Source organism: Pseudomonas sp. PvP027 (genome assembly GCF_017833005.1).
In the GTDB taxonomy this organism is placed as follows: Bacteria; Pseudomonadota; Gammaproteobacteria; order Pseudomonadales; family Pseudomonadaceae; genus Aquipseudomonas; species Aquipseudomonas congelans.
The window spans coordinates 2,032,665-2,053,647 of the sequence record NZ_JAFIBK010000001.1 but is presented as its reverse complement, the minus strand read 5'-3'; the positions used below and the strand labels follow the sequence as shown (position 1 = coordinate 2,053,647).

23 protein-coding genes are annotated in these 20,983 nt (G+C 58.2%); 17 read left to right on the top strand and 6 right to left on the bottom strand.

What is annotated here, in order from left to right:
* Positions 1 to 87: 87 nt before the first annotated feature.
* The 4 genes from JOE33_RS08485 (at position 88) to JOE33_RS08470 (ending at position 4,689) form a co-directional block, all read left to right on the top strand.
* The gene (locus JOE33_RS08485) at positions 88 to 2,589 is read left to right on the top strand and encodes a fimbria/pilus outer membrane usher protein (protein WP_187625182.1); all 2,502 of its coding nucleotides are present in this window, start codon (positions 88 to 90) and stop codon (positions 2,587 to 2,589) included.
* Positions 2,586 to 3,371, top strand: a complete 786-nt coding sequence (locus tag JOE33_RS08480) for a molecular chaperone (protein ID WP_187625135.1) — start codon at positions 2,586 to 2,588, stop codon at positions 3,369 to 3,371. The genes JOE33_RS08485 and JOE33_RS08480 overlap by 4 nt, the downstream gene beginning before the upstream one ends.
* 1 nt (position 3,372) lies before the next feature.
* Entirely contained in the window at positions 3,373 to 4,371 is a 999-nt protein-coding gene (locus JOE33_RS08475; protein WP_187625134.1) for a fimbrial protein, read from the top strand.
* A gap of 93 nt (positions 4,372 to 4,464) precedes the next feature.
* Positions 4,465 to 4,689, top strand: coding sequence for a hypothetical protein (locus JOE33_RS08470; RefSeq protein WP_096125419.1), 225 nt, complete (start codon positions 4,465 to 4,467; stop codon positions 4,687 to 4,689).
* Positions 4,690 to 4,706: 17 nt separating this feature from the next.
* Here the strand turns inward: JOE33_RS08470 and JOE33_RS08465 are convergent, their stop codons facing one another.
* From JOE33_RS08465 to JOE33_RS08455, 3 genes are all read right to left on the bottom strand, one after another.
* Positions 4,707 to 5,462, bottom strand: a complete 756-nt coding sequence (locus JOE33_RS08465; RefSeq protein ID WP_187625133.1) for a YkgJ family cysteine cluster protein — start codon at positions 5,460 to 5,462, stop codon at positions 4,707 to 4,709.
* 116 nt (positions 5,463 to 5,578) lie between these two features.
* Complete coding sequence (locus JOE33_RS08460) at positions 5,579 to 6,040, bottom strand: GNAT family N-acetyltransferase (protein ID WP_187625132.1); 462 nt, start codon at positions 6,038 to 6,040, stop codon at positions 5,579 to 5,581.
* Positions 6,041 to 6,105: 65 nt separating this feature from the next.
* Complete coding sequence (locus JOE33_RS08455; protein ID WP_003408993.1) at positions 6,106 to 7,002, bottom strand: chemotaxis protein; 897 nt, start codon at positions 7,000 to 7,002, stop codon at positions 6,106 to 6,108.
* 616 nt (positions 7,003 to 7,618) lie between these two features.
* Here JOE33_RS08455 and JOE33_RS08450 point away from each other — a divergent pair.
* The 10 genes from JOE33_RS08450 to JOE33_RS08405 all read left to right on the top strand — a co-directional run bounded on the left by JOE33_RS08450 (position 7,619) and on the right by JOE33_RS08405 (position 16,402).
* Positions 7,619 to 8,128, top strand: coding sequence for a disulfide bond formation protein B (locus tag JOE33_RS08450; RefSeq protein ID WP_096101902.1), 510 nt, complete (start codon positions 7,619 to 7,621; stop codon positions 8,126 to 8,128).
* 252 nt (positions 8,129 to 8,380) lie between these two features.
* The gene (locus JOE33_RS08445) at positions 8,381 to 8,581 is read left to right on the top strand and encodes a hypothetical protein (protein ID WP_003314077.1); all 201 of its coding nucleotides are present in this window, start codon (positions 8,381 to 8,383) and stop codon (positions 8,579 to 8,581) included.
* Between the two features lie 10 nt (positions 8,582 to 8,591).
* Entirely contained in the window at positions 8,592 to 9,533 is a 942-nt protein-coding gene (gene cyoA / locus JOE33_RS08440) for a ubiquinol oxidase subunit II (RefSeq protein ID WP_025990861.1), read from the top strand.
* A gap of 3 nt (positions 9,534 to 9,536) precedes the next feature.
* Positions 9,537 to 11,549 carry a cytochrome o ubiquinol oxidase subunit I gene (gene cyoB / locus JOE33_RS08435; protein WP_187625131.1) on the top strand — a complete coding sequence of 671 codons (2,013 nt, stop codon included), beginning with the start codon at positions 9,537 to 9,539 and terminating at the stop codon, positions 11,547 to 11,549.
* Positions 11,550 to 11,552: 3 nt separating this feature from the next.
* Complete coding sequence (locus JOE33_RS08430) at positions 11,553 to 12,185, top strand: cytochrome o ubiquinol oxidase subunit III (RefSeq protein WP_187625130.1); 633 nt, start codon at positions 11,553 to 11,555, stop codon at positions 12,183 to 12,185.
* Entirely contained in the window at positions 12,185 to 12,517 is a 333-nt protein-coding gene (gene cyoD, locus JOE33_RS08425) for a cytochrome o ubiquinol oxidase subunit IV (protein WP_002552345.1), read from the top strand. Before JOE33_RS08430 ends, cyoD begins: the two co-directional genes overlap by 1 nt.
* Positions 12,518 to 12,527: 10 nt before the next feature.
* The gene (gene cyoE / locus JOE33_RS08420) at positions 12,528 to 13,415 is read left to right on the top strand and encodes a heme o synthase (protein WP_003314082.1); all 888 of its coding nucleotides are present in this window, start codon (positions 12,528 to 12,530) and stop codon (positions 13,413 to 13,415) included.
* Between the two features lie 255 nt (positions 13,416 to 13,670).
* Entirely contained in the window at positions 13,671 to 14,555 is an 885-nt protein-coding gene (locus JOE33_RS08415; RefSeq protein WP_122530383.1) for a glycosyltransferase family 2 protein, read from the top strand.
* Positions 14,556 to 14,589: 34 nt separating this feature from the next.
* Positions 14,590 to 15,231, top strand: a complete 642-nt coding sequence (locus tag JOE33_RS08410) for a CatB-related O-acetyltransferase (RefSeq protein WP_010429063.1) — start codon at positions 14,590 to 14,592, stop codon at positions 15,229 to 15,231.
* A 151-nt stretch (positions 15,232 to 15,382) separates the two neighbouring features.
* Positions 15,383 to 16,402, top strand: a complete 1,020-nt coding sequence (locus JOE33_RS08405; protein WP_010429061.1) for a branched-chain amino acid aminotransferase — start codon at positions 15,383 to 15,385, stop codon at positions 16,400 to 16,402.
* 56 nt (positions 16,403 to 16,458) lie between these two features.
* On the opposite strand, the gene JOE33_RS08400 is transcribed toward JOE33_RS08405, so the two are convergent.
* Together JOE33_RS08400 and JOE33_RS08395 are read right to left on the bottom strand one after the other, a co-directional pair.
* Complete coding sequence (locus JOE33_RS08400; protein ID WP_122693573.1) at positions 16,459 to 17,457, bottom strand: ATPase; 999 nt, start codon at positions 17,455 to 17,457, stop codon at positions 16,459 to 16,461.
* Between the two features lie 116 nt (positions 17,458 to 17,573).
* Positions 17,574 to 18,362, bottom strand: coding sequence for a transporter substrate-binding domain-containing protein (locus JOE33_RS08395; RefSeq protein ID WP_122693574.1), 789 nt, complete (start codon positions 18,360 to 18,362; stop codon positions 17,574 to 17,576).
* Positions 18,363 to 18,507: 145 nt separating this feature from the next.
* Between JOE33_RS08395 and JOE33_RS08390 the strand changes: the two genes are divergently transcribed.
* The 3 genes from JOE33_RS08390 to sodC all read left to right on the top strand — a co-directional run bounded on the left by JOE33_RS08390 (position 18,508) and on the right by sodC (position 20,652).
* Entirely contained in the window at positions 18,508 to 18,816 is a 309-nt protein-coding gene (locus JOE33_RS08390) for a helix-turn-helix transcriptional regulator (protein ID WP_074594616.1), read from the top strand.
* Positions 18,817 to 18,879: 63 nt separating this feature from the next.
* On the top strand, positions 18,880 to 19,890 hold the full coding sequence (locus JOE33_RS08385) for an NAD(P)-dependent alcohol dehydrogenase (RefSeq protein WP_032615747.1): 1,011 nt from the start codon (positions 18,880 to 18,882) through the stop codon (positions 19,888 to 19,890).
* Positions 19,891 to 20,133: 243 nt separating this feature from the next.
* On the top strand, positions 20,134 to 20,652 hold the full coding sequence (sodC, locus tag JOE33_RS08380) for a superoxide dismutase family protein (RefSeq protein WP_054992931.1): 519 nt from the start codon (positions 20,134 to 20,136) through the stop codon (positions 20,650 to 20,652).
* Between the two features lie 108 nt (positions 20,653 to 20,760).
* On the opposite strand, the gene JOE33_RS08375 is transcribed toward sodC, so the two are convergent.
* A complete protein-coding gene (locus tag JOE33_RS08375) occupies positions 20,761 to 20,970 on the bottom strand; it encodes a DUF2945 domain-containing protein (RefSeq protein ID WP_032615743.1) in 210 nt (69 codons plus the stop codon).
* Positions 20,971 to 20,983 lie beyond the last annotated feature (13 nt).

Sequence of the window (20,983 nt, the reverse complement as noted above, 5' to 3'; positions counted from 1 at the left end):
TGTGTAAAAGGATTGCGCGGCGCGCGCGACAGCCGAAGTAGAGTGAAGACCGCTATGGAATGGCGCAAAGAAGTTAACCAGGGAGTCATGGCCCAGTGCGCGCTCCCTCACCCCCGACGCTGTGCGCCGGGTATCGCTTTCGGATTAACGTTGATGTTTGCGGTCAGCGCGTCGGCCGCCTCGTCGGGTGGCAACGGGGCAGTCAGATTCAACACGGCTTTTATCCAGGGAAGCGATCAGCCGGCAGACCTCCAGGAGTTTCTGCGTTCCAATAGTGTATTGCCCGGTACTTACCGGGTTGATATCTATGTCAATCGCAAGCTGAGCGGCAGGCGGGATATTCGCTTTTTGAAAAATCCGCTATCAGGCCTGATCGAGCCCTGTCTGTCGCTCGAGATGCTACAGAGCTTCGGTCTGGACTTGAGTCGTCTGCCATCAGGTGACGCATCTGCCCAAGCCTGTTTCGACCTGCCCGCGCGTGTCGAATTTGCCCGCGTCGACTATCAGCCCGGTGCGTTGCGACTGGCGATCAGTGTGCCGCAAGCGGTGATGTCGCGGGGTACTCGTGGTTATGTGTCGCCGGAGCTGTGGGATCAGGGCGAGACCGCAGGCTTTATCAATTACAACTTCAATGGCAGCCGGCGGCGTAACAAGGGCGTGGAATCGGATCAGTACTACGTCGGGCTGCGAAACGGGCTGAACGTCGGCGCCTGGCGTTTGCGCAACGAGTCCTCTCTGGTGGGCGGCAGTGACAGACCCTGGCGTTATCGCAGCAACCGTACCTTCGCGCAGCGCGACATCACTGCCCTGAAAAGCCAGCTCACGCTGGGCGAGACGTTTACCGATTCGCAGGTATTCGACAGTGTCCGCTTCAGGGGTGCGGCCCTGGCCTCTGACGATGGCATGCTGTCTGACAGCGAGCGGGCCTATGCCCCGGTCATCCGCGGGATTGCCGAAACCAATGCGACCGTGGAAGTTCGCCAGAACGGTTTTCTGCTCTACAGCGGCAGCGTGTCACCCGGGCCTTTCGAGATTGCCGATATCTACCCCAGTGGCTCCAATGGCGACTTGTCGGTATCTGTCATCGAAGCCGACGGGCGTGTGCGAACCTTCACCCAGGCCTACGCGTCGCTGCCGATCATGGTTCCCGCAGGCTCGTTGCGCTATAGCCTGGCCGGCGGGCAGGTCGACACCAGTGATGATCAGCAGGCCGCTCCGGCGTTTGCCAGCGCAGCCCTGATCTATGGTCTTTCCGAACGGATTACCGGGTTCGCCGGGGTGCAACTGGCCGAGGCTTATCAAGCCGCGAACCTGGGCACCGGGGTCAACACCGGGCTGGGCGCGGTGTCGATGGACCTCACCCGGTCGGTCAGCAAGGTGGATCGGCAGGCGCGTAGCGGTCAGAGCTTGCGGGTGCGTTATGCCAATACGCTGGACGTCACCGACACCACCCTGGCCGTGGCCGGTTATCGGTATTCGACCGAGCAATACCGGACCCTGAGCCAGCATGTCAGCGATAGCGGCCTGCAGCGGCGAGTGCTGTCCTCTGGCCTTGCGCGGGATCGGCTGGAACTCAGCATCACTCAGATCGTGCCTGGCCAGGCGGCGTCGCTGAGCCTGACTGCTTCCGAGCAGCGCTACTGGAACCTGCCCGGCAAGACCCGGCAACTTTACCTGTCCTATAACGCGGCCTGGCATTCGCTCAATTACAGTCTGTCCATCGAACGCAACGAGGATTTCGGGCGAAGCGGTGACGCGAGCACCGACAATCGTGTCGCCTTGAGCGTGACCCTGCCGCTCGGATCCAGCCCCGGCTCGTCGCGACTGTCTTTCAACGCGGTGCGCGACAGCCGTGGCGAGTACAACGCCACTGCCGGACTCAACGGCCAGGTGCTCGGCGACCGCGATACGTTCTATTCGGTACAGGCCGGACGTGACAGCACCTCCGGTAGTTTTGGTGCAGGCAAGCTCAGCACCAGCACGGCATTCGGCCGTTTCGAGGCCGGTTACAGCCAGGGCCAGGACTACGATGCATTCAGCCTGTCCGCCGCAGGTTCGCTGGTGGCGCATGCCGGTGGCGTGAATCTGGGGCAGTCCTTGGGGGAAACCTTTGCGCTGGTTCAGGTGCCGGATGTCGGTGGCGCTCGCCTGAAGTCGTTCAGTAATGTCGAGACCTCCGGCAACGGCTATGCGGTTTTGCCTTATGCGCAGGCCTATCGCACCAACTGGGTCAGCCTGGATACCCGGCAGCTGGGTGCTGATGTCGATCTGGAAAACGCCATCACCCAGATCGTGCCGCGCAGGGGCGCGATACCCGTGGTGCGCTTCAAGGCCAATGTGGGCCGCCGGGTCCAGTTCGAACTGGTGCGCCCCGATGGCAGCAAGGTGCCGCTGGGTGCCAGTGTCGAAGATGAGCAGGGCAGGGCGTTGGCGGTGGTCGATCCCGGCAGTCAGGCGCTGGTGCTCAGCGAGCAGGATGCCGGCAGCCTGTGGGTGCGCTGGTCCGATCAACGTTGTCAGGCAACATTCTCGCTGCCGCCCAGAGATCCGTCGCGAGCCTATGAGCGGATCAGGGTGGTATGCCGATGAGCGCCTTCGCGGGTTCATGCAAGGCGGTGTTGACGAGTTTGCTTTTGGCGACAGGTTTTGCGGCGCACGGGGCTGTTTCGCTGAGCGGAACGCGGCTGATTTTCGACGGGCAGTGTCGCGAAGTCACTCTAGAGGTGCGCAATCGCGGCAAGTCCGAGGCGCTTTTACAAGCCTGGCTCAGCGACGCCGCGGATGGTGACGACACCCCGGTTGAGCTGCGCAAGGCACTGCCATTCGTGGTCACACCACCGCTTTCGCGCCTGGCGGTGGGTGGCAGGCAGGCCCTGCGCGTGCTGTATCAGGGTGCAGGCATGCCCCAGGAACACGAGTCGCTGCTGCATCTGTATGTGCTTGAGGTACCCCGACGCCACGACGGCGTGGGACAACTGAACATCGCCGTGCGCCAGCGCATCAATGTGTTCTACCGGCCCCCCGGCCTTGACGGTGATCCGGCCGATACCCCCGCGGGGCTGCTATGGACACTGACTCATGACCCGACGCACGCCTTGTTGCTGACGGTCAGTAACCCCACGCCCTACCACGCCGCTCTGCAAGCGTTGCATATCGACGATGTGCCGCTCGGCAATCACCTGCTGCTGGCGCCGGGCGCCCAGGTGGCGATGGTTGTGCCGGCGAGTGTCGAGCCCTCTGCCACACATCGTTTTTCATTCCAGGCGCTGACCGACTACGGCGGCCGACGAACCTATTGCGCACAGCTCACCGGACAGACGGCCACTACAGCCAGGCTGCCGAAAAACAATTCCCTTCAGGACGAATGCTGATATGAAACATCTCTCCGCCAGAGGCTGGCTGCGATCCCTTGCCGTATTGCTGTTACTGCATCCGGGCTCCACCTTCGCACTGGTCTGTACCACTCAAGGGACGGGCGAAACCGAAATTCACGATGACCTGAGCAGTACGGTGGCAATCCCGGAGTCGATTCCTGACGGGGAAGTGGTATGGCGTTCCGAACCTCTGAATGTTCAGGTCGAATGCGCCAGAGAGGGCTGGCAGTCCGAAGCAGAAGAGATTTTTATCTACCTGAATCCGGACAATCGTTCGATCGGTCAGGGAATTCGGGCCGGCATGACGTTGCAGGGGATCGATCACCTGCAAGGCAATGGACGGGTCAGTACCGGCAGCTACCTGCCGACATGTCGCGAGGGTGAAAGCACGCTCGAAAACTGCCCGAAGGTGCGCTTCAGCCTGGCGTTTTCGGTATTTATCCAGAAGTTCGGCGCCACACCGTCCTCCGGCGTGGCCAGTGACCTGCTGGATTACCGGTTTTTTCAGTTGGGCGGCGCGACAGACTCGAGTCGGCTGTCAGGGCGCAGCTTCAGTTATGTGATCAATAACCTGCGCGGGCTAAGGTTCGTGGCCTGCGACGCCGATCTGCAAGTGCTCCCGGAAACCGTGGAATTTGGCGACGTCGCGATACACCAGGTGGCCATTGGCAAAGTGGCTGCCACCCAGACATTCTCCCTGCTGACCAGCCGTAGCTGTGATTCGCCGTTCAGCATCGATGCGCGATTCAGGCCGGTGACAGGCAATCTGTCTGGCGAACTGCTGGTTCCCGTCGGGAATGATTCGCTGGGGATCCGGATTACCAGCGCAGTCAATGGTCAGCCGTTACGTTACAACGAGCCATTTCATCTGGCGGAATTGCTGGGCGAAACCAACACTGCCAGGGCTGACTTCAATGCCGAACTGCTGTGGAACACCAACATGCCCAGACCCGGACCCTTCAATGCCGAGGTGATGGTCGATCTGTTCTACAAATGACGGCGACAGGAGGCTCGGGCGGTTGTGCGGCGATTGATGTATGCTGCGCGGCCGCGGGCATTTGCCCGGCCAATTCGACTTTCTGGTGACACCATGACCACTCCTGAACAACCCCCTGTTCAAGACGCCGCAGCCGACTCCGTCGCAGACACTGAAAAGAAGGCTGTCATTGCGCCTTTCAGTTTTCCGTTCAAGCCTTCGGAGTTTGCCCAGGCCAAAAAGGAGCCGGGGTGGCATCAGAAAGCCAACAAGCACGGCCACCACAAGACCCCGGGCGTCGCGCCGGCAGGCACCCGCAGGTCGATGGGCAAGCGCTGATTGCCTGACAGATTCTGTCAGGCCGCCTGCAAAGGGATGAACAGGTAGGAAACCGGCTCCCGGTCAGTCACTTCGGCACCTTCCTGTTGCAGGGTGTCCAGGACGTGCTGTCCGGCTACGTGAAACTCCCACTTCGAACCCAGGGCTTGCCCATCCTGAGCAGGATTCTCGACGTCTTCGATGGCCGCAGCAAACGCGTCCATGTCCGGCAGGTAGGCGACGAAACCGTTGCCCTTGAGGGCGGTAGTGCGGATGCCCAGCTTCTGGCAAATCAGCTGTTTGGTCTCTATTTCATCCCGGTCCGCCTGACGCGACCGTTCGATCAGGTCTATCAGTTGTGTATCGACCAGCCTGTCGTTAACGATGAGGTCGGGACCCTGCCCCCACGACTCTGGCGGGCAGCCTTTTGTCTCCGGGCGTAACGGAATGTGCGGGTTGATCTCCATCGGATAGATTCGGCAGACCAATGGCCTGCGCTCGTAGATGCGACACAGGTTCTTCTCGTCAAGATTCCGGCAGCGCCCCACGTTGTAGGCCGCGAAGGTGATCGCCACAAAGGCTGTGGTACTGCCGCTGCTGACCTCGGTCGAGCGACGGCTGGCATGGGTCAGCTGCGTCTCGGAAACCCCGTAGCCATTGCTCAGAAATGCCTCGGTCAGCACGATGACGTTGCCGCCATCGGCCGCCCACTGCGCGGCTTCGTCGAGCGTCAGCGGTACGTGATGGTCGGTGCAGCAGCCGCCACACCCTACGCAGGAAAACTTGGTGTCCATTATCTCGATGACCCGTCCAACAGGTAGGCGGCAAGCGACAACAATTGGTCACTCACTCGCTTGGTGTCTCTCGGGAAGCAAGTTGCGCGCCAGTCGTTGGCGTGTCGGTCGCGGGTTCAGGCTGCAGGGATGTCGAAACGCTTGAGATAGACCATTGCGGATTTTTCATAAAGCCGCCGCGCCGCCAGGTTGTTTTCCATGACGTGAAGATCGACCGCTGCTTCGTTGCGCGTATGCAGATGGTTGAACAGGTGATTGAGCAGGGCGTGGCCGATCCCGCTGTGTCGCACATCAGGGTGCACGACCAGATCCCTGATGAATGCGCTGGTCCAGCACACGATCACGCCGACTACCGTATCGTCACGCATGGCCAGAAAGCACAGCGACGGATCGCATTCGGGATCGTGTTCGAATGCGGCCAGCCAGTCCGGATAATCCGCCACGCAGCCGGCCGCGCTGCCGTAACCCAGGGTCAGCAGGTGGTGAACCTCTGGGGCTCGCTCAAGCGTGAAGGGATGTGGCTGGATGCCAGGCGGCCAGGCCGGGGGTGGCACTGGTGCTGCGAGATCCCGACGCATCAGCCAGTAATGCGCGGCGGATGCATCGGTCGGGTTCGGACGTTGTATCGCTGTGCGCTCTGGGATCAGAGCCCTTGGGCGACCACCGTACGTGCGGCCTCGATCAGGCATTTGGTCAACTCGGGTGACGAGAACTTGGTCAGCACGGCATTGGCCCCGGCGATCTGCGACTTCTCGCTGTTCATCGCGCTGTCGAGCGAGGTGTGCAGCAGGATGTACAGGTCACTGAAGTCCGGCGTGTCGCGGAGTGTGCGGGTCAAGGCGTAGCCGTCCATCTCCGACATCTCGATATCGGAAACCACCACGTTGATCTGCCGCGCAGTGCCCTGCAGGTCGAGTAAGACATCGATGGCCTCTTTGGCACTGCGTGCCGTATGGCATTCGAGGCCGAGATTGCGCAAGGTAATGATCGACTGCTGCAGGGCAACCTGACTGTCGTCGACGACCAGAATCCGCGCCTTGCTCAGCAGTTCCGCATCCTCTTTGGCCAGCTCGGTCGACTGCACGACGATCTGCGCAGGGGCGATGCCGTGGATCACTTTTTCGATATCCAGCACCTGCACCAGCACGCCGTCCACCTGAGTGACGCCTGTGATGAACGATTTGCTGCTCGACCCGTAGGGCGGCGGACGGATATCGGTGGTCAGGCAATGCACAATCTTGCTGACGGCCTGAACGTGCAGGCCCTGTTTCGAGCGGCTCACATCCGTGACGATCAGGCAGCCACCATCCGGATCGGCCAGCGGCCGCTCGCCGATCGCACGGCTCAGATCGATAACCGACAGTGACGAGCCACGTAACGTAGCGATGCCTTTGACGTGCGGGTGCGATTCGGGAAGATGGGTCAGAGGCGGGCAGGGAATGATCTCGCTGACCTTGAGCAGATTGATCGCCATCAGCTTGCCGCTGCGCAACGTGAAGAGGAGCAGCGAAAGTGAATCTGCTCGGACGTTCTTGGACATATGAACCTTCTGGCTGTAGGTGTTTCGTCGCCTGGTAGCGGCAAACAACTTTCTATGACAGGTTATCGACCTGTGGCGGGCAGGCTTTAGGATTTTTAACCGACAGCCGAGCGCGCTGTTTGCTTGCCATTGAAAGTCGTTGCAACACACGATGGCGGGCTCGACAAACTGCCTGCGCATGTCCGGATAGTGGCAGTCTGGCTTCGGTTGCGTCAAACCGGGGGAGGGCGACACATTGTCGCTCTTCGTATTCCTACAAGCTGCGTCGCGGGTTCGCACGCCGCAGTGCTTTGACGAAAAGGCGCCCTGCGACAAAATACCGCAGCTATATATAGAAGAAGAGCTGCGACAAACTGACGCACCCCTCTATATATAGAAGGGGTTTTCATCCGGCTCCTGCAAAAACGTCCTGTCGGCTGTGGATCTACTGCCGCGCAGACCACCTGACCGGTAAATGCGTCCGTATGGCTGGCCAATGCTTGAGTTGCCGAATCAGACAGCTGATCATCGCGCACGCCTCGGCGCAGCCAAGGCCGTACACCTCCGTTCAGGCAGGCTGCGCACGCACGCTGTATGGCGTTGACCAACCCTTTCATCAGTTCAGTAAGGTATGTGAATGAGCGACAACACGTTGTACCTGAGACGCGAAAAGCGCTTTCTGGTTTTGCTGGGCATTATCTGCCTGGCCCTGATCGGCGGCGCCCTGTACATGCAGATCGTCCTGGGCGAAGCGCCTTGCCCGCTGTGCATCCTGCAGCGTTACGCGCTGTTGTTCATCGCCATCTTCGCGTTCATCGGCGCAGCCATGCCCGGGCGCCGCAGCGTCACGGCATTTGAAACCCTGGTTACCCTCAGCGCTCTTGGCGGCATCGCCGCTGCCGGCCGGCATGTCTGGATCCTCGCCCATCCGTCCGACAGCTGCGGTATCGATGTGCTGCAGCCGATTGTCGATGGCCTGCCATTGGCTACACTGTTCCCTACAGGGTTTCAGGTCAGTGGCTTCTGCACGACGCCATATCCGCCGGTTCTCGGATTATCACTCGCGCAATGGGCCCTGACGGCGTTTGTTCTGACCGCAGTTCTGGTGCCGGCGTGCATTGTTCGCAATCGCCGCAAACCTTACTAACTACAAGGGCTTTCGTTAAAAACGCCCCGGGAATACGGGGCTTTTTTCAAGTCTACTGAGGCGTTTGAAAGACGATTGTTACGCTTATAGAGAATAACTGTTACAAAATTAGGCATAGTCATTAAAAATTTACGTATCTACAATCCCCGTCACTTGTCGTTCAGCTTGGCCGAACGATCAGCATTTTGAGGCTTGGAGCGTCCCCTGTGCACTCTGAACAGGCAGCGCAACGCTTGCCTCTGAGGGCGTATAATGGCCGCGTCGAAAGCGTCTGCCCGAAGTTTTGGGCAGTTCCAGCAACTCAAAAAACAAGAATCCATAGCTAAACCCGGACTTGTCGATACGCCGCTGTGCGTACTGGCGGCCCTTGTTCAATTCAAAAAAATTAGCCGGCACTGGCAGGGCGAAGTGTTGGCGGTCGAAACCCAACTGCACCGCGCAAGCTGCTTTTAGAGGTCGTGAAATGAGTAAAAAAAGGTACCCCAGGTTTTTTGGCTTCTTGGCCCTTTTCTGTATGCTTTTGCTCAGTGGATGCGATGGCGTACCTCTGCTCGATCCAAAAGGGCAGGTGGGTATCGAGCAGCGGAACCTGATCATAATCGCAACGCTGCTGATGCTGATTGTCGTTATCCCGGTCATCCTGATGACCCTGATCTTCGCCTGGAAGTATCGCGCATCGAACAAGGCCGCCAAGTACACGCCGGACTGGTCTCACTCCACCAAGATCGAAATCGCAGTCTGGGGCGTACCCATGCTGTTGCTGGTCTTCCTGGGGTACATCACTTACGTCTCGACTCACTCGCTGGACCCTTACCGTCCGCTTGATTCGGACGTCAAGCCGATCACCATCCAGGCGATCTCGGTTGACTGGAAATGGGTATTCGTCTACCCGGACTACGGCATCGCCACGGTCAACAAGATCGTGTTCCCTGCCAAGACGCCGATCAACTTCCAGGTCACCTCGGACAGCGTGATGAACTCGTTCTTCATCCCGGGCCTGGGTGGTCAGATCTACGCGATGGCGGGCATGCACACCAAGCTGCACCTCATCGCCAACGAGAATCACGAATTCAACGGTATTTCGGCCAACTACAGTGGCGCAGGCTTTACCGGCATGAAGTTCAAGGCCATCGCTACCAGCCAGGCTGATTTCGACAGCTGGGTCAGCGAAGTCAAGAGCTCGCCCAAAAAGCTTGGCACGGCCGAATATGCCGAGTTGATCAAGCCGAGCGAACGCAACCCTGTCGAACTCTTTTCCTCGGTCACCCCGAACCTGTTCCAGATCGTCATCGACAAGTATGAAGGTATGAATCCGGGCAAGAAGGTTGTTGCTGGTGAGAAGGAAGTAGCCGGTGAGGCTGGTGCGGAAAAAGGCAAAAATTCAGCTGCTGGGGCAGAGGAGTAAACGATGTTTGGCAAATTAAGTCTGGAAGCGGTGCCGTTCCACGAGCCCATAGTCATGGTGACACTTGCCATGATCGCGCTCGGCGGCATTGCGGTTGTCGGGTTGATCACCTATTTCCGCAAGTGGACGTACTTGTGGTCTGAGTGGCTGACCTCTGTCGACCACAAGAAAATCGGCGTGATGTACATCGTCGTTGCCATGGTCATGCTGCTGCGCGGTTTTGCCGACGCGATCATGATGCGTACCCAACTGGCGATGGCCCAGAACGGTGCTGAAGGGTTCCTTCCGCCTGAGCACTATGACCAGATCTTCACCGCTCACGGTGTGATCATGATCATCTTCATGGCGATGCCGTTCTTCACGGGCCTGATGAACATCGTTCTGCCTCTGCAGATCGGCGCTCGCGACGTGGCGTTCCCGTTCCTGAACTCCCTGAGCTTCTGGCTGCTGGTCGCAGGCATGCTGCTGATCAACCTGTCTCTGGGTGTCGGTGAATTCGCCAAGACCGGCTGGGTTGCGTATCCGCCTCTTTCCGGGCTGCAATACAGTCCTGGCGTGGGGGTTGACTACTACATCTGGGCGCTACAGTTATCCGGGTTAGGTACGACGCTGACGGGGGTCAACTTCCTCGTGACCGTTCTGAAAATGCGTACCCCTGGCATGAAACTGATGGACATGCCGATCTTCACCTGGACCTGCACCTGGGCAAACATCCTGATCGTGGCTTCGTTCCCGATCCTGACCGCTACCCTGGCGTTCCTCACCCTTGACCGCTACCTGGATTTCCACATTTTCACGAACGAAATGGGCGGTAACCCCATGATGTACGTGAACCTGTTCTGGGCGTGGGGCCACCCTGAGGTGTACATCCTGATCCTGCCGGCATTCGGTGTGTTCTCGGAAGTCATCTCAACGTTCTCCGGCAAGCGTCTGTTCGGCCATAAGTCGATGATCTTCGCCTCCGGTGCGATCTGTATCCTGGGCTTCATGGTCTGGCTGCACCACTTCTTCACCATGGGGGCGGGTGCCAACGTCAACGCCTTCTTCGGTCTGGCGACGATGCTGATCGCGATCCCGACGGGTGTGAAGCTATTCAACTGGCTGTTCACCATGTATCAGGGCCGTCTGCGCTTCACTGCGCCGGTGCTCTGGACCCTGGGCTTCATGGTCACCTTCTCGATCGGCGGCATGACCGGCGTTCTGTTGGCGATCCCGGGTGCTGACTTTGTGCTGCACAACAGCCTGTTCGTGATCGCTCACTTCCACAACGTCATCATTGGCGGTGCGGTATTCGGTTACATCGCCGGCTTCGCGTTCTGGTTCCCTAAAGCGTTCGGTTTCACCCTGAACGAGAAGTGGGGCAAGGCAGCGTTCTGGTTCTGGATCGTCGGCTTCTTCGTCGCATTCATGCCGCTGTACGCGCTGGGCTTCCTGGGCATGACCCGTCGTCTGAACGCTACTGACATGCCAGAGTGGAACATCTACCTGGACGTCGCGCTGTTCGGCGCCGTGCTGATCGCCATGGGTATCGCTTCGCAGCTTATCCAGCTGTTCGTGAGCATCCGTGACCGCGACAGCAACCGCGATCTGACCGGTGACCCATGGAATGGCCACACTCTGGAATGGTCCACTTCATCGCCTCCACCGTTCTACAACTTTGCCGAGCTGCCAAAAGCTGACGACATCGACCCGTTCACCGATGCTAAACGTGTCGGTACCGCTTACAAGGTTCCTGCCCGCTACTCGGCGATCCACATGCCTAACAACACGGCGACCGGCCTGTACATGGGTATGTTGCTGACGGTCTTCGGCTTTGCATTCATCTGGCACATCTGGTGGCTGGTAGGCGCAAGCCTGGTTGCGACCATTGCCGTCTTCGTTGCTCACGCCATGCGTGACGACCAAGGCTACATGGTGCCTGCTGAAGATGTAGCGCGTATTGAAGGTGAGCATCACAAGGTCCTGGCGGCCAACGGTGCATACACTCCTGTCAAGTCCTCGCTGGAACAGGTTTAAACAATGTCAAATATTGCAATCAACTCCGGAGCCCAGGATCACGGTCACGACCATGATCATGGGCATGACGATCACCACGACAGCGGTGGCATGACGGTCTACGGCTTCTGGCTGTACCTGATGACCGACTGCGTGTTGTTCGCCTCGTTCTTCGCGGTGTACGCCGTGATGGTCAACAGTGTCGCGGGCGGCCCGTCGGGCCAGGACATCTTCCTGCTGCCATTCGTGGCTGTGGAAACCGCGTTCCTGCTGGTCAGTAGTATCACTTACGGCTTCGCCATGCTGGCACTGTACAAGGGCAATAAAAGCCAGGTATTGGGCTGGCTGGCACTGACCTTCCTGTGTGGTGCTGCGTTTATCGGTATGGAAGTCTATGAATTCCATCACCTGATCCACGAAGGCTACGGTCCGAGCCGCAGCGGCTTCCTGTCAGCGTTCTTCGCGCTGGTAGGCCTGCACGGCGTCCACGTGACCAGCGGTCTGATCTGGATGGCGATCATGATGTTCCAGGTCCAGAAAAAGGGCCTGACCAACACCAACAAGACGCGCCTGAGCTGCCTGAGCCTGTTCTGGCACTTCCTGGACGTTGTCTGGATCGGCGTGTTCACCGTTGTCTATCTGATGGGAGCTTTGTAATGTCAAATTCGCATCACTCCGCTGAAGACAATAGTCATGGCTCAGTGAAGTCGTACATCATCGGTTTCGTACTGTCGATCATCCTGACCGCCATTCCGTTTGCCCTGGTGATGTCGCCTTCGCTGCCGAAGGACATGACGATCGCAATCGTTCTGGTCTTCGCGATCATCCAGATTCTGGTGCACCTGCATTACTTCCTGCATCTGGACTTCACAAGCGTGCAACGTAACAACGTGATGGCCTTCGCCTTTACCACGATGGTTATCGTCCTGCTGGTCGGCTTGTCGCTGTGGATCATTTTCAGCGTCCACCGCGAAATGATGGCGCATTGAGGAATACCAGATGTCACTGAAGCACTTTATCCAAATCACCAAGCCGGGGATCATTTTCGGTAACGTGCTTTCGGTGGCAGGTGGCTTTTTTCTGGCTTCCAAGGGAAATATCGATTTCGGCGTGTTCCTCGCTGCGGTCATCGGTACTTCCCTGGTCGTTGCGTCCGGTTGTGTATTCAATAACTGCATCGATCGCGATATCGATCAGCGAATGGAAAGAACCCGTAACCGGGTTCTGGTGCAGGGCCTGGTTTCACTGAAACTGGCGCTGCTCTACGCAACCCTGCTCGGTATTGCAGGCGTTGGCCTGCTGTACACCGAGGCCAATCCGTTGGCCGCACTGTTTGCAGTGATCGGATTCGTGATCTACGTCGGCCTTTACAGCCTGTACCTGAAACGCAGATCCGTTCATGGCACGCTGGTGGGCAGTCTGTCGGGGGCAATGCCGCCGGTGATTGGCTACTGCGCAGTGAGCAACAGCTTCGACTTTGCGGCCCTGACGCTACTGGTGATGTTCAGCCTTTGGCAGATGCCGCATTCGTATGCAATCGCCATCTTCCGCTTCAATGATTACCGTGCTGCGAAGATTCCGGTTCTGCCGGTCAAGCGCGGCATTCTGGTTACCAAGCGCCACATCATGCTCTACATCCTGGCGTTCCTCGTAGCGACCCTGATGTTGACCGTCGGTGGCTATGCGGGCCTCAACTACCTGGCTGTAGCAGCAGGTATGGGCATGTACTGGCTGTACATGGCCTGGAAGGGCTACAAGGCCGTTGACGATACTGTCTGGGCTCGCAAGCTGTTCGTGTTTTCGATCTTCACCATCACTGCCTTGAGCGTGATGATGTCGGTCGACTTTCAGGTGACAAAAGAATTGCTGGTGACTTACGCCTTCTGATTCCACTTGGTACGCGACCTGAAAAACCCCGTTCTGCGAAGAGCGGGGTTTTTTTTCGAGTGTCGATCTACACTGGTTGAAAGACAGGACGTGTCTGCAGTTTTTAGCGGCCGTAAATGCCTGTTCACAGGACGTTTTTGACCTTTCATGGAAAAACAGGAGCGCTTGCCGCATGATGTGCCGTTTTCAAGCGACCTGTGACATATATCCGGTTTCCGAGCCCGTCAGGGCTGATCATGATTATGGCTGCTACCCATGATGTCTTCAGAAAGTCAGAACCTGAGGCCCAGCCCTTTGGTTTCCATCGTTGCCCCTTGCTACAACGCCGAGCGATTTCTTGAGGTCGCGATTCAGAGCATTTTTGCTCAGGACTACGAGAACTTCGAAGTCATCGTCGTTGACGATGGTTCTACCGACAACAGCATTGCCATGCTCGAGTCGCTGCAGCAACGCTATCCTTTCCAACTCTACCGTCAGGCCAATCAAGGCGTCAGTGCTGCCCTCAACCATGGTCTGCGGTACGCCAAAGGCGTTTATCTCTCTACGCCGGATCTGGATGACATCATGCTTCCCTCATCGGTGCGGATCCGTGCCGAGTATCTGGACAATCATCCCGCAGTAGGCTGTGTGGGCGCGTTGATCAGCTACATGGACTCTGACGGCAAGGAAATCAAAAATCAGTCTCGCGATTACATCGAGCGGCTGACATTCGACGACATATTGCGCGGTGCGGTGGTCGTCGGTGCGCCGGTCGCGCTGTACCGCATGAAGGCCATTAAGGACGCGGGCGGCTATGATCCGCAGATAAGGGTTCAGGATTTTCAGGCGACACTGAAAATCGCTCACCTGGGCTATGAAATTCATGTGCTCCCCGAGATCGTCACGCGCTATCGACGTCATCCGAACAACCTTTCGCGCAAGTACAAGGTGTTGCTTGAGGCTGATCTGAAAAGCATCGAGCCTTATCGGGATCATCGCGAATACCAGAGCGGCCGTACGCAGGCCATCAACAAAGCCTTGAAATATGCAGCGGTTGCGGACAAGCGATATGCCTGGAGTCTGTTGTTTTCCATACCATGGAGGCATATCGATAGAACGACCTTGCGGCGCTGCAAGCGTTTGCTGTTGAGCTATCGGTAGGTGCGGCCTGGTCCAAGAACATGTGATTGAAGATATGAAATTCATCGAGCTGTTGAAAAATAGAAAAATACGCAAGCAGTTGCGCAAGATGGACAAGCTGGACAGGCATGCCGAAAAAATCAGATTGAAATACCCGCGTGCGGTCGTCGGCGTGGGGACTTATGGCATCCCGGATATTGTCGACTTCGGTGACGACGCGGTGTTCAGGGTCGGTGCTTACACATCCATTGCCCAGGGCGTGAAAGTTCTACTGGGCGGCGAACATCGCACGGACTGGATTACCACATACCCGTTCCCGGCGATGGTCTCGCAAGTCGCGGATATTCAGGATTACGCGCCAAGCAAGGGCGATGTGGTGATCGGCAGCGACTGCTGGATTTGCGCGAATGCAACCATCGTGTCGGGTGTCACCATCGGCCATGGCGCCATTGTCGCGGCAGGTGCGATGGTCGTTCGGGACGTAGCGCCCTATTCGGTGGTGGGAGGCAACCCCTGCAAATTCATCCGTTGGCGGTTCGACGAGGAAATCCGCCAGTTGCTGCTTCAGGCGGCCTGGTGGGACTGGCCTGTTGAAGAGGTCAAGTCCGTTGCACGAACACTGTGCAGTTCGGATATGGACACATTTATCGACTACATTCGCCAGCGTCAGGTATCGCCTCCACTCCCGGTAGGGTGATCGCTGGACTCATGAGGCGACTGCCCGCAAGCCTCATTCAGAAATGCCATGTCGGTTTGCATTTATTTCGAGCCTCATGGCCTGAATGATCTGGCAGAATAAGGCATTGGCCTGACTCGACCAGGCAGTCGCTAAAATGATAGAGGGCGTTATGAGTCAAGAAAGCATCAACTGGGACACTCTGGGTTTTGATTACATCAAGACTGACAAGCGCTACCTTTCTCATTGGCGCGACGGTGCTTGGGATCAGGGCTCTCTGACCGACGACAACACGCTGCATATCAGCGAAGGGTCGACTGCGCTGCATTATGGTCAGCAATGCTTCGAGGGCCTCAAGGCCTACCGCTGCAAGGATGGCTCGATCAATCTGTTCCGTCCCGACCAGAACGCCCAGCGCATGCAGCGCAGCTGCTCCCGCCTGTTGATGCCCCACGTCCCGACCGATGTATTCATTGAAGCCTGCAAGCAGGTGGTCAAGGCCAACGAACGCTTCATCCCGCCTTACGGTTCCGGCGGCGCGCTGTACCTGCGCCCGTTTGTCATCGGTGTGGGTGACAACATCGGCGTGCGCACGGCGCCTGAGTTCATCTTCTCGATTTTCTGCATTCCGGTGGGCGCCTATTTCAAAGGTGGCCTGAAGCCGAACAATTTCGTGATCTCCGGCTACGACCGCGCTGCGCCCAACGGTACAGGTGCGGCCAAGGTCGGCGGTAACTACGCTGCCAGCCTGATGCCCGGTTCCGAAGCCAAGAAGCACAGCTTTGCAGATTGCATCTACCTCGATCCGCAGACCCACTCCAAGATCGAGGAAGTGGGTTCGGCCAACTTCTTTGCCATCACCAGGGACGATGTGTTCCTGACGCCCAAGTCGCCATCGGTGCTGCCGGGGATCACCCGTCTGTCGTTGATCGAACTGGCCAAATCCCGTCTGGGCCTGACGGTCGAAGAGGGTGATGTGTTCATCGACCAGCTCGGCGAGTTCAAGGAAGCGGGCGCATGCGGTACGGCTGCGGTCATTACCCCGATCGGCGGGATTTCCTACAAGGACAACCTGCACGTGTTCTACAGCCAGACCGAAGTCGGTCCTGTGACCCAGCGTCTGTACAAGGAGCTGACCGGCGTTCAGTCCGGTGACATCGAGGCGCCAGCCGGCTGGATCGTCAAGGTCTGATGACCTGACCCGGATCGTTCCTGCGTCGAACGCTGGAACGATCCTCGACCACAGGTTCAGGACTCAGGTGTTTTCCCTTCCTCAACCGGCTCTTTCGCCGGCCCCAGCACAATCGCCAGATGCCGCAGGTCGTCGACCTCCAGGCCATAGCTCTTGCCTGACGGGCTCTGTGTGACCGTTCCCAGCGCATACACGGTGAAAAACTTCACGTCGTCCGCATGGCTCAGCAGCTCACTGATGTAGCGGCTGGAGCGATAGGCCTGCATCTGCGCAGGCGACACGTAGAGCGTCACCAGTTTGCCATCGAGACGGTCGAAGAACCTGAACTTGAAGCCCAGCCCGTAACGCTGCTCGATCAGGCCGCCTCCGAACAGCACCCGGCCGTTATCGCCTGATTGCGCGTATTTGATGTGGCGAAAATACGAGCGCAGCGAAACCTCGCCCTGGCCCGGGATTTTCAGCTTCAGCAGCTTGAAGTCTTCCAGTGACAGCTCGGCCTTGGCCTGCCGATAGCTGTCCACCAGCCGCTCTAGATTGTTGGTGCGGGTTTCGCTATAGCGAGAAACCGGTGGCTTGGCGGGCTCTGTGGCTGGAGGCTTTGCCGCAGGTTGCTGACTGCCGGCAGCGGGCTTTTCCGGGCCGGACTCGTCCTTGACTGGCGTCTTGATGACCGGGTCGAATACATCGATGTAATCATCCAGCTTGCGTTTGGCCTTGCGCAGGCGCGTCTGTACATCGGTTTCTTCGAGCGGATCGTTCGGTTCCTCCTCTGCCTCTGCGCGCTCATCCACCCATTCGCAGCTCGAGTGATGGTCGTAATGCGGATTGGCGCGAAAGTGCGCGGCGACGAAGGTCGGGTTGTCTTGTGGCTTCACGTCGTAACGAACCCCGGTGACTTTCGCCCCCATTGCCCGGCAAGCCTCGGTGGAGCAGAGAAACTCGAAGCGTGCGCGTGGCGGCTCCTGGGAGAAGTATTCACGTCGGGCAGCGGCGATCGACAGCTCCTGCTGCAGTTCCACACAGTACGCACGGGTGATGGGTTTGCTGGGCTTCATGCTCGTTGGCTGCCTTCCAGTGGGAGTTGCTGCAACACGCTATTTCACCCGGACACGCCTTGCAACCATTGCACAGCAGGACGTCGAAGGCCGTGCCCGGAAAAACCGCTTCAAAGTTACTCGGCGGGCACTGCCAGCCACTCTCCCAGCGCCTGCTGATACTCGCCGGTCGCTTTGCTCAGATGCAGCCACTGGTCCACGTAGCCTTTCCAGGTGACATCGTCGCGTGGCAACAGGTAGGCCTTTTCGCCGTATTGCATGTACCGGGTCGGATTGACCGCGCATAAGCCGGGCATGCGCTTCTGCTGGTAGAGCGCTTCGGAAGCGTCGGTGATCATCACATCCGCTTTCTTGTCCAGCAGCTCCTGGAAGATGGTCTTGTTGTCGTGAAATGCCAGGGACGCCTTTGGCAGATGAGCGCGAGCGAAAGCTTCATTGGTGCCACCGGCTGGTTCAATCAAACGCACCGAGGGCTGGTTGATCTGTTCGACGGTCTGATACAGGGCCTGATCGGCGCAGCGCACCAGCGGGATTTTGCCATCCACATCCAGCGTGTTGCTGAAAAAAGCCTTTTTCTGGCGTTCCAGACTCACCGAGATGCCACCCATACCGATGTCGCACTTACCGGCCACCATGTCCGGCATCAGGTTTTTCCACGTGGTGGGCACCCACTGCACATTTACCCCCAGGCTCTTGGCCAGTGAACGGGCCATGGTGATATCAATGCCTTCGTATTCACCGTCTTCGCGCAGCAGGGTGTAGGGCTTGTAGTCGCCAGTGGTGCAGACAGCCAACTGGCCGGCCTGCAGCACCTTGTCCAGATGCGAGGTGTAGTCCTGAGCGTGAGCCATGCCTGTGATGCCCAGCAGCAGGGCGGTCAGTGCGCTGTGTTTAAGATTCATCATGAGTCTGGATGCTCTCAGCGGTGCAGTCGGTTTTATTGGAGTCGACAGATTGCTTCATTTGTCAGGCCGATGTGAAGCCGTAATCAAAACATGCAGTTGGCGGAAGAGCATAAATCAGGGGTTGAACATTTCGTAAAAAAGCGTAATGTTGTGCCCCATGATTCTTGAGCAAATCAAAGCGGTCGGCAATGACACTCGCATGTTGATCATGGAGTGGCTGAAAAACCCGCAAGCCCATTTCCCTCCCCAGGACCACGGTGATCCGGCGATAGGCGTGTGCGTGTCGCACATTCAGGCCAAGGCCAGCCTGTCGGCTTCTACCGCGTCCGCGCATCTGGCCATCCTGCAACGTGCCGGGTTGGTTCAGGCGACCAGGATCGGCAAGTGGACGTATTTTCGTCGTGACGAGCAGGCCATCGACCGGTTTGCCGACAGGCTCAAGAAAGAACTCTAGGCTTTGAGCGTTACTTATACATTTCGTCATTTTGCGTAATGTTGAATTGATAGGAGATTGACCATGAGCAATACAACCATCTATGTGCAGGCTGGCGGCGGCTACGATCAGGTCAGCGTTGGCGAAAGCGAAGTGCTTGCACCGAAAGCCGGCGAGATTACTGTGCGTCTGCATGCCAACTCGCTCAACTATCACGACTTCGCGGTCGTCACCGGCATGTGGGCACCGACGGAAAAACGCATTCCCATGGCCGACGGTGCAGGCGTAGTCACCGCAGTAGGCGAGGGCGTCAGCGAGTTCGCAGTGGGCGACTCCGTGGTCAGCACGTTCTTCCCTGAATGGATCAGCGGCGAGCCGCTGGTTGAAGGTTTTGTCACTGTACCGGGTGATGGCGTCGACGGTTATGCCCGCGAGCAGGTGACTGCCCGTGCCACTTCGTTCACCCATGCACCCAAGGGCTACAGCCACGCCGAAGCGTCCACGCTGACCACCGCCGGCCTGACCGCGTGGCGTGCGCTGATGGTCGATGACGCGTTGAAAGCCGGCGATACCGTTCTGGTACAGGGCACTGGTGGTGTATCGATCTTCGCGCTGCAGTTCGCCAAGATGGTCGGCGCTACCGTTATCGCGACGTCGTCGAGTGATGAAAAGCTTGAGCGTCTGCAAGCCATGGGCGCCGACCACCTGATCAACTACCGCAAGGACAGCAACTGGGGCGAGACTGCCCGCAAGCTGACCGGCGGCCGTGGTGTGGATCACATCATCGACGTGGGCGGTCCATCGACACTGCAGCAGTCCATGAATGCGGCACGGGTCGCTGGCCACATCTCGGTCATCGGCATTCTGAGCGGTGTTGCCGGTCAACTGGAGTTCGTCCCGGCGCTGGTCAAACAACTGCGCATGCAGGGCGTGCTGGTGGGCAGTCGCACCCAGCAGCAGGACATGATCCGTGCCATTGATGCCAACGGCATGCGCCCGGTCATGGACCGTTCCTTCCCGATGACCGACATCGTCGAAGCGTTCCGTTATCAGGAAACCAATCAGCATTTCGGCAAGATCTGCCTGGATATCTGATCTGCACCACTGTGCTGCTAACCGGGCACAGGTGAACAGCGCTGGCCTGCCGACCCTGGTATCGGCAGGCCAGTCGTGATGTTTTGCATTACTTTCCCGGCGGTCCCGCTCATTTCCTTGCATCAAGTTCGCAGGTCTGTGGTCACATCCTCTGTGGCATGAAAGACGTTCGTGCTGTGCAGCGTCCAGCGCTGTCTGGCGCCACGTTCAATTCGATTATCAGATCAGGGACGCATTGAAATTATGAAACCTCATCTTCTGCTAGGTCTGCTTGGCGTTTTCTCTTTCGGTGTTCAGGCTGCATCGCTGGACGTTCCGATCAATCTGGTCAGCGCTGACGGCGCCCCCAAACCTATCGGCAGCGTGACAGTAAGCGAAACGCAATACGGCTTGCTGTTCACGCCGAATCTGAAGGCGCTGCCTGCGGGCATCCACGGTTTTCATGTGCATGAAAACGGCAGTTGCGAAGCAGGTACCAAGGACGGCAAGAAGGTCGCAGCCCTCGCGGCTGGCGGTCACTTCGACCCGGCCAAGACCGGCAAGCACCTGGGGCCTTACGCCGATGGCCATCTAGGCGACCTGCCTGCGCTGTACGTGGCCACTGACGGCACCGCGAGTTACCCGGTTCTCGCCCCACGCCTGAAGAAACTCTCGGAAATCAAAGGCCACGCGCTGATGGTTCACGCGGGCGGTGATAACCATTCCGACCACCCCGCACCTCTGGGCGGTGGCGGTGATCGTGCTGCCTGCGGCGTGATCTGATACATCGTGCCTGCATCCGTTTCGGGTGCAGGTGCGCCAATCGGTAAAGCTCTCTTTATCGCATGAGTAAATCGGGCGCTGCAGCGTGCCTGGCCCGGTGCAGGGCAGTCACGCGTGCTTGAGAGCATCTCCATGATGCATCGCCGAGTGACCGGTCTTGTCGCTCTTCACTTCGTACTGCGGATCGTCCCTTGAGGCGGGCCGATGTTTGCCCATGAACTCCACGTCTTTCACATGTACTTTGGTGACTTTGCCATGCACTTCGCCTGCCTCGGAATTCCAGCGTACAGCGTCGCCAACTTTGAATGTGATGGTCATTCGGATTTTCCTC